General features: G+C 43.4%; 2 protein-coding genes. One reads left to right on the forward strand and one right to left on the reverse strand.

From position 1 onward, the window contains the following. Window positions 1–1,052, reverse strand: a 1,052-nt coding sequence (locus tag QTO00_RS19680) for a hypothetical protein (RefSeq protein WP_331426253.1), incomplete at its 3' end; no start/stop codon positions are given. Window positions 1,053–1,141: 89 nt separating this feature from the next. Between QTO00_RS19680 and QTO00_RS19685 the strand changes: the two genes are divergently transcribed. Beyond that, the coding region (locus QTO00_RS19685; RefSeq protein WP_331426254.1) for a S1-like domain-containing RNA-binding protein at window positions 1,142–1,405 on the forward strand (264 nt) is incomplete at its 3' end.

A 1,405-nucleotide genomic window follows, 5' to 3' on the forward strand; every position in this document is an offset into this window, starting at 1 on the left:
TGCTCTTCTCTTTGCACGACTCGCTTCTTGCGGATCGTTTTTATTCTGTCAGGCAGCTTGTCAAGGACTTTATAATCTAGCCACTCCAATTTTTGACCAACTGCTTTTTTAGTGGTTGGGTCAAGATACATTTTGCGCCATTTCGGACGGCCTTTGCGTATCCAACGCCACATAACATCGCGCAAGTCATCTTTGAATATCTCTCTCAGTGCGTAGACAAATGACATCAAAACAATAAATGAGACAGTAATCTCACCCCAGTAGTCACGGGCAAGAATCGCTGTGATGGTAACGAATACCATCACAAAACCCGTCGCGCCACCTTTAACGACTCGTTTCATGTTGTTGCCTAATGATTGAGTTTTTTCTTGTAATACCACTGGGTGCTCAATCAAGCGGCGCAGCAAACGCATTTTATTACTGAGTCGCGTTACGTCGTCACGCACACTTTGCGAGTTGTAGTTATTGAGTTTACGATGGGCGGCTTCTTTCTCAACGATTGCCAGTAAGCTTTCTTTCAAGTTTTTGTATTCACTATCGCGAGGCATATGGGCGATCAAAGACATTAACCTTTGACCAGTGTACCAAGAAAGGTAATTGTCTATATTGGCGTAGTAACGTTTTAGACTCTCTTCATACGGAATACTCCGACGCAGCTTTTTTAGGATGTCGAGAGACAAGTTTATGACTTCATCCACCTCATCCATTGTGACTGAGTCTTTGTTGTGCTTATTAAGCTCATTGACGGCTTTGTCTAAGGCAATCACGTATTGGTATGCGAACAGGCTCAAACTGACGCGATATTGAGTAGTGGACAGTCGCCCACGTTTAGCTAGTCGGCTGTGGACCAGAGGAAGTAGTGTTTTATCACTGTAATAGGCGCGTTTTTGAGTGATGGATTCGTAGTAGAACTCGCTCTCTTTCAAAACGTCTGGAGACAGACCCAATTCACCGGGGATAAAAAAGTACAGATCTAAATCAGACTTTTTGGTCGCTTCCATGGCGTGGGATATTTTGAGTGTAATGCCATCCTGTTTATCAACGGTCAGCAAGTCGCGCTCCTGAAAAATTCCTAAATTTCACGCGAAAGCATACCAGAGATTCGCTATAATCACCGCAAATTTAACAAGAGACAGTTGAAATGATTAAAGTTGGTCAGATTAACCACTTAGAAGTAGTAAAAAAAGCAGATTTTGCCCTATTTTTGGATGCCGGAGATTACGGTACAACACTATTACCGAATAGATTTGTGCCAGAGGGTGTCGAAGTCGGTGACTTTCTTGATGCTTTTTTGTATTTCGATTCTGACAGTCAGTTAGTCGCCACAACTGAGACTCCAATCGCTCAAGTGGGCGAGTGGGGTCTAATGAAAATTGAAGGGGTTAACTCGACCGGTGCATTTGCC

It is taken from the genome of Vibrio sp. M260118 (assembly GCF_036533755.1).
Taxonomy (GTDB): domain Bacteria; phylum Pseudomonadota; class Gammaproteobacteria; order Enterobacterales; family Vibrionaceae; genus Vibrio.